This window comes from Variovorax endophyticus (assembly GCF_025376855.1).
In the GTDB taxonomy this organism is placed as follows: Bacteria; Pseudomonadota; Gammaproteobacteria; order Burkholderiales; family Burkholderiaceae_C; genus Variovorax.
The window spans coordinates 92001-98624 of sequence record NZ_JAHUTH010000034.1 but is presented as its reverse complement, the minus strand read 5'-3'; the positions used below and the strand labels follow the sequence as shown (position 1 = coordinate 98624).

At 71.7% G+C, this 6624-nt stretch carries 7 protein-coding genes; 6 read left to right on the top strand and 1 reads right to left on the bottom strand.

The window, feature by feature from the left end:
* Window positions 1-113 precede the first annotated feature (113 nt).
* The 4 genes from KV106_RS33370 to KV106_RS33355 all read left to right on the top strand — a co-directional run bounded on the left by KV106_RS33370 (window position 114) and on the right by KV106_RS33355 (window position 2169).
* On the top strand, window positions 114-629 hold the full coding sequence (locus KV106_RS33370) for a GNAT family N-acetyltransferase (RefSeq protein ID WP_261215791.1): 516 nt from the start codon (window positions 114-116) through the stop codon (window positions 627-629).
* 39 nt (window positions 630-668) lie between these two features.
* Window positions 669-947, top strand: coding sequence for a DUF2277 domain-containing protein (locus KV106_RS33365; protein WP_057597764.1), 279 nt, complete (start codon window positions 669-671; stop codon window positions 945-947).
* Between the two features lie 146 nt (window positions 948-1093).
* A complete protein-coding gene (locus KV106_RS33360) occupies window positions 1094-1495 on the top strand; it encodes a GFA family protein (protein ID WP_057597766.1) in 402 nt (133 codons plus the stop codon).
* Window positions 1496-1542: 47 nt separating this feature from the next.
* Entirely contained in the window at window positions 1543-2169 is a 627-nt protein-coding gene (locus KV106_RS33355) for a LysE family translocator (RefSeq protein WP_261215774.1), read from the top strand.
* Window positions 2170-2173: 4 nt separating this feature from the next.
* Here the strand turns inward: KV106_RS33355 and KV106_RS33350 are convergent, their stop codons facing one another.
* Complete coding sequence (locus tag KV106_RS33350; RefSeq protein WP_057597769.1) at window positions 2174-2395, bottom strand: hypothetical protein; 222 nt, start codon at window positions 2393-2395, stop codon at window positions 2174-2176.
* Between the two features lie 338 nt (window positions 2396-2733).
* On the opposite strand from KV106_RS33350, the gene pbpC reads away from it, so the two are divergent.
* On the top strand, window positions 2734-5031 hold the full coding sequence (gene pbpC / locus KV106_RS33345) for a penicillin-binding protein 1C (protein ID WP_409976584.1): 2298 nt from the start codon (window positions 2734-2736) through the stop codon (window positions 5029-5031).
* On the top strand, window positions 5028-6524 hold the full coding sequence (locus KV106_RS33340; protein ID WP_261215772.1) for a TPM domain-containing protein: 1497 nt from the start codon (window positions 5028-5030) through the stop codon (window positions 6522-6524). Before pbpC ends, KV106_RS33340 begins: the two co-directional genes overlap by 4 nt.
* Window positions 6525-6624: the final 100 nt, after the last annotated feature.

Below are 6624 nucleotides of genomic sequence, written 5' to 3'. Positions count from 1 at the left end.
TTTCTTGGCGAGACAAGAAAAGTGAGTCGCCCGCCGGGGCGAGTCCCGGCCGACAACCTCAACAAGAAGAGCACCGTCACACAACCAAGACCGCTGGCAAACTGCCCCACACCATGCCTCAAGCCGTCATCCTCCCCGCAGAAGCGCATCACTACCCTTCCCTCCACCAGACCCTCGACACGGTGGCCCGAGAAAAAAAGTACTTGGCCCTCACCGAGGCCCCGCCCTACGACTCGACCACCGACTTCTACCGCCACCTGCGCGCCACCCACTCCCCTCACTTCGTAGCCGTAGAAAACAACCAGGTCATAGGCTGGTGCGACATCGCCCCCACCTTCGGCCAGACCCGCGCCCACGCAGGCACCCTCGGCATCGCGATGCACCCCCAGGCACGCGGCCGCGGACTCGGTCCGCAGCTGCTGCGCACCGCCATCGAAGCCGCCTGGCTCAGGGGCCTCACCCGCATCGAACTCACGGTGCGCGACGACAACCTCCCCGCCAAGGCCCTCTACGAACGCTTCGGCTTCCAGCACGAAGGCCTGCAACGCCAGGCGATGCGCGTCGACGGCATCTACCACGACGTCCACGCCATGGCCCTGCTCGCCACCGCGGCCACCGCGCCCCACTAGACTGCTCCGTACCCGACAAGAGCCCGGAGACACGACACCATGTGCAGGAGCATCAAGACCCTCTACAACTTCGAGCCGCCCGCCACCGAGCAGGAGATCCGCGCCGCGGCCCTGCAGTTCGTGCGCAAGCTCAGCGGCTTCAACGTCCCCTCGCGCGCCAACGAGGCCGCGTTCGAACGCGCCGTCGAGGAAGTCAGTGCCAGCGCCGCGCGGCTGCTCGAATCGCTGGTGACCACGGCCGAGCCGCGCGACCGCGAGATCGAGGCCGAGCGCGCCAGGGCCCGCTCGGCCGCGCGCTTCGGCACGCAGCTTTCCTGACCGCCACCGGCGCACGCGCCCGAGCCCGCCGCGTTCGGCCTTCGCCGCGCACGGTTTTTGCGCCTGCCGCGGCGCAGGTCCAAAAGGCCTTTGGTATCGTGCCTTGCAAGCCGAAACACATTCCAGAAGACGCGGACATCGACCGAATGAGAAAGACCTATATCGGAGGCTGCCACTGCGGCGCCGTGCGCTTCGAAGCCGACATCGACCTGAGCCTGGGCACGCTGCGCTGCAACTGCGCGATCTGCACCCGCACGCGCTTCTGGCCAGCCATCGTCGAGCCCGGGGCCTTCCGCCTGCTCGAGGGCGAATCCGAGCTCAGCGAGCAGATGCTCGACACCCGCAACAGCCACTACATCGTCTGCAAGCTCTGCGGCGTGCGCTCCTTCGGCGTGGGGCATTCGCCCGAGACCGGCGCCCATGCCTACGGCGTGAACGTGACCTGCCTCGACGACGTGGACCTCGACGACCTCGTCAACTCGCCGCTGCAGTACGTGGACGGCCACCGCGGCACCTGGCACGTGGCGCGCACGGCCATCGATCCCTGAGACGACGATCAACAGACAGACAACCACAATCCACAGGAGACACCCTCATGCCTTTCGAACTCTGGCTCGCCTTCGTGGCCGCCTCGGCCGTGCTGCTGGTCATTCCAGGTCCGACCATCCTCACGGTGATCAGCTACTCGATGTCGCACGGCCGCCGCGCCAACGTGCCGCTGGTGGCCGCGGTGGCGCTCGGCGACTCGACCGCGCTGGTGGTGTCGCTGCTGGGCCTGGGCACGCTGCTCGCGGCCTCGGCCTTCTGGTTCAACGCGGTGAAATGGGTGGGCGGGCTGTACCTGCTGTACCTGGGCATCAAGCTGCTGCGCGCGGGCGTGTCGAGCGCCGAGATCGCGACACCGGAAGCACCCGCCTCGCGCTGGCGGCTGTTCGCCAACACCTACCTGGTGACGGCGCTCAACCCGAAAGGCATCGTGTTCTTCGTGGCCTTCCTGCCGCAGTTCATCAGCCAGAAGGCCGAGGTCGCGCCGCAGATGTGGGTGCTGGCGCTGACCTTCGTCGCGATGGCCACGCTCAACGCCACGCTCTACGCGGTGTTCGCGGGCTCGGCGCGGCGCCTCCTGTCGTCGCCGCGCGCGCAGCGCCGCTTCAACCTCGGCGGCGGCGCATTGCTGAGCGCCGCGGGCCTGTGGGCGCTGATGGCGCGCCGGCCGGCCTGATCGCTCAGTTGCGCGTCGGATCGCCAGGGCGGCGGTCGTAGCGGTTCGGCACGCCATCGCCGTCGCGATCGCGGTCGTAGCGATTGGGCACGCCGTCGCGGTCACGGTCGCCATAGCCGGCGCGCGGCGGCGGCGGACGGTCGTAGCCGGGGGCGACGACGCAGCCGGCCAGCACGGCCGAGGCCGACAGCACGACGGCCAGGGTGGCGAGTCTGTTGTTCTTCATGAAGCTTCTCCTTGGAATGATGGTGGAACACCGCGCCGGCTCGCCTCTGGGCACCGGGGCGGTAGCGCATTGAAGGTCACGCCGGTCGAGCCGCGGTGTCGCGATGGCTGCGCCACGGTGAAGTTGTGTGACCGGATGTGGCCGCTGCCGCAGACTGTGAACGACCCACCCGCCCACCGCGTGGCGGCGCGCCCCGCGTCCGTGGGTAGGCGCATGCCGCGCGGCACGGGTTCGAACTTCCGTCTACATCTTTCGGCAGGACGGCAGCCCGATGCGCATGGCCGAGAATGGCTGCCGCTTTCCAGCCCCGCGCATTCCCCGCGCGCACCCCTGCCCTGATGCCGACGCCCATCGCCCTGTTTCATTCCCCCGCGCTCCCGCGTCTCACGCTGGCGCTCGCCGCGCTGATGCTGACGGCGCAGGCCGCACGGGCCGTGCCGAGCTTCGAGGAGGTGAAGCGCGACTTCCGCTCGTCCGACACCGCGGTGCTCGACCGCAACGGCGAGCTGCTGCAGCGCGTGCGCACGGACGCCAGCGTGCGGCGCGGCCAGTGGACGGCGCTGGCCGATATCTCGCCGGCCTTGCGCACGGCGATGGTGCTCAGCGAGGACCGGCGCTTCTACGAGCACAGCGGCGTCGACTGGCGCGCGGTCTCGGCCGCGGCCTGGGGCAACCTCTGGAACACGCGCACGCGCGGCGCCTCGACCATCACGATGCAGCTCTCGGGCCTGCTCGACGAGGACCTGCGGCGCGGCGGCGGCGGCCGCAGCCTGACGCAGAAGCTCGGCCAGACCGTGGCCGCGACCCAGCTCGAGCGCCAGTGGCGCAAGGACCAGATCCTCGAGGCCTACCTCAACAGCGTGCCGTTCCGCGGCGAGATCGTGGGCATCGACGCGCTCTCGCGCACGCTGTTCGGCAAGGCGCCGAGCGGCCTCGACGCGCGCGAGGCCGCCGTGGCCGCCGCGCTGGTGCGCGCGCCCAACGCGCGGCCGGCCCTGGTGGCGCAGCGCGCCTGCGAGGTGCTGCGCACCATGGAGCCGCAGCGCAAGGCCGACTGCGAGGCGCTCGACATGTTCACCAGCGCCGCGGTGCAGCGGCGCGCCTTCGAGGCCAGTGAAGGCATCGCGCCGCATGCCGCGCGGCGCGCGCTGCGCCAGGCGCGCGAGGGCCGCGAGCCCGGGCAGGAAGACACGCCGCCGGGCGAAGCCAGGGCGGCGGCGAAGGACACCGGCGACGGCAGCGTGCGCACCACGCTGCGCGCGCCGCTGCAGCGCTTCGCGCTCGGCACCCTGCAGCGGCACCTGCGCGAGCTGCGCGGCCGGCACGTGGAGGACGGCGCGCTCGTGGTGCTCGACAACGCCACCGGCGAAGTGCTGGCCTGGGTCGGTTCCTCGGGGCCGCTGAGCCAGGCGGCCGAGGTCGACGGCGTGATCGCGATGCGCCAGCCGGGCTCGACGCTCAAGCCGCTGCTCTACGGCCAGGCGATCGCCGAACGGCGGCTCACCGCGGCTTCGCTGATCGAGGACTCGTCGGCGCAGATCAACACCGCGAGCGGCCTCTACATCCCGCAGAACTACGACCGCCGCTTCAAGGGCCCGGTCTCGGCGCGCACCGCGCTCGCGGCCTCGCTCAACGTGCCGGCCGTGCGCACGCTGGTGATGGTGTCGCCCGAATCCTTCGCGCGCGGGCTGCGCGCGGCCGGCCTGCCGCTGCGCGAGAGCGGCGACTACTACGGCTACAGCCTCGCGCTCGGCAGCGCCGAGGTCACGCTGCTGTCGCTGACCAATGCCTACCGCATGCTGGCCAACGGCGGGCGCTACGGCACGACCACGCTGCTGGCGCCGGCGGCGCCCGACAAGTCGAGGAAGACCACCGCCGCCACCGCGAAGAGCCCCCCGGCGCCGGTGCTCGACCCGCGCGCCGCCTTCATCGTCGGCGACATCCTGTCCGACCCCAACGCGCGCACCCGCACCTTCGGCCTCGACAGCATCCTCTCGACCCGCTTCTGGAGCGCGGTGAAGACCGGCACCAGCAAGGACATGCGCGACAACTGGGCGGTGGGCTGGTCGCAGCGCTACACGGTCGGCGTGTGGGTCGGCAACGCGAGCGGCGAGTCGATGTGGGACGTGAGCGGCACCAGCGGCGCGGCGCCGGTCTGGGCCGAGGTCATGCGCTTCCTGCACGCGCGCGAGCCGAGCCGGGCGCCCGCGCCGCCGCCGGGCCTGGTGCGCACGCACATCGACTTCGGCCCCGGTCCCGACGGCAATGCGCTCGAGGCCGCGCGCGACGAATGGTTCGTGCAGGGCACGGAGCAGCCGCTGTTCGCGCTCGCGAACGAACCCGGCGCCGCGGGCACGGCCGCCATCGCGCGCATCACCGCGCCGGCCGACGGCACGATCATCGCGCTCGATCCCGACATCCCGCCGCTGCGCCAGCGCGTGCGCTTCGAATCGGAAGGCCGCGGCGTGCAATGGCGCATCGACGGCAAGCACTTCGCGCGCGGCAACAGCGCGCAGTGGCTGCCCTGGCCGGGCCGCCACCTGATCGAGCTGGTCGATGCCGGCGGCAAGGTGGTGGACCAGCGCCGGCTCGAGGTGCGCGGCGCGGGCGTCGTGACGAAGAGCGCCCAGCGATGAAGGCGACGACCCCGAACTCCCGACCCGGCCTGCACCTCTGGCTGTGTCTGGTGCTGCTGTTCGCCGCGGTATTCGGCGCGCAGGCCAAACCCGTGCCCGTGCCGGCGATGAAGTCGCGCGTGATCGACCAGAACAAGACGCTCGACGCCGCGCAGGCCGAGGCGCTGCGCGAGCGCATCGCCGACATCGAGCGCGAGACCCGGGCCCAGCTCGCGGTGCTGATCGTGCCGACCACCGGCGAGGACAGCATCGAGCAATACGCCACGCGCGTGTTCGCGCAGTGGAAGCTCGGGCGCAAGGACGAGGACGACGGCGTGCTGCTGCTGGTGGCGATCCGCGACCGGCGCATGCGCATCGAGGTCGGCCGCGGCCTCGAGGGCCGCATCACCGACATCCAGGCCGCGCGCATCATCGACCAGGAGATGACGCCGCGCTTTCGCGCCGGCGATTTCGATGGCGGCCTGGGTGCCGCGGTCGACGGCATCGCGCAACTGATCCGCGGCGAGCCGATGGCCATGGCCCAGGAGCTGCCGCTGATCGATCCGGGCGAGCCCGTCGAATCGACGCCGCCCGAGCCGCGCGGATGGCACGTCACGCCCGAGGGCTGGGCCTTCTTCGCCGTGATCGGCTGGTCGGCGCTGGTCGGGCTCTGGCAGAGCCGGCAGAAGAAGAGCGCGGCCGAGCTGCGCACCGACGCCGACTGGCTCGCCCGGCGGCGCGCACGGCAGGCCCGCAGCAGCGCGCGCCGCTCGTCGAAGCGCGCACGCCGCGCGCAGGCCGGCGTCGCGGCCGAGCTGGAAAGCGCCTCGGCCCTTGCCGCGGCCGCGCCCGGCAAGACCCTGCGGCGCTGGCCCTGGGCCTTCGGCGCGCTCGCGGTCGCGCCGGTCGCCGCGGCCGCCACGCTCGGCGAGCCGATGTTCGCGATCGCGCTCGCGATGATGCCGGTGCCGATGGGCTTCGGCATCGGCTATGGCTGCGGCCTGTGGCGCACCATGCGCCTCGTCGTCGCCGGCATCGCGCTGCTGATCGCGGGCGTGGCGGTCGCGGGCCAGCAGCTGGGCTGGGAGCGCGTGGGCTGGTCGCTGCTCGGCATGCTGGCGCTGGGCGCGGCGGTGCTGGTCGGGCTGCTGATCGTGACCGGCATGCGCAAGGCCTGGCGCAAGGGCGTGCGCAGCTTCGTCTCGCGCTGGATCGTGGTGTGCGTGGTGGTGGGCCTGTTCGTCGGGATGGCGCACGACGAGCTCGAGCCGCAGCTGTTCCTGCTCGTGCTGGCGGCCGTCACGGTGGTGGCGCTGCTCGTGGCCTTCTTCCCGGCCGATGGCGGCGGGGGCGGCGGGCACGGCAACGACTACGGCGACAGCGGATGGGGCAGCAGCAGTTCCTCGTCCTCCTCTTCGTACGAGTCCTCGTCCTCCTCGTCGTCGGATTCGTCGTCGTCCTCGTCGGACTCGGGCGGCTCGAGCAGCGGCGGCGGCGCCTCGGGAAGCTGGTAGCGGACGGCCCGGGGGAACGCCCCGGCCCAAGCCCCTCCCGCCACAAGGCCTACCGACCCCCGGCCACAATTCATCCGATGATTCAATGAATTAGCACCTC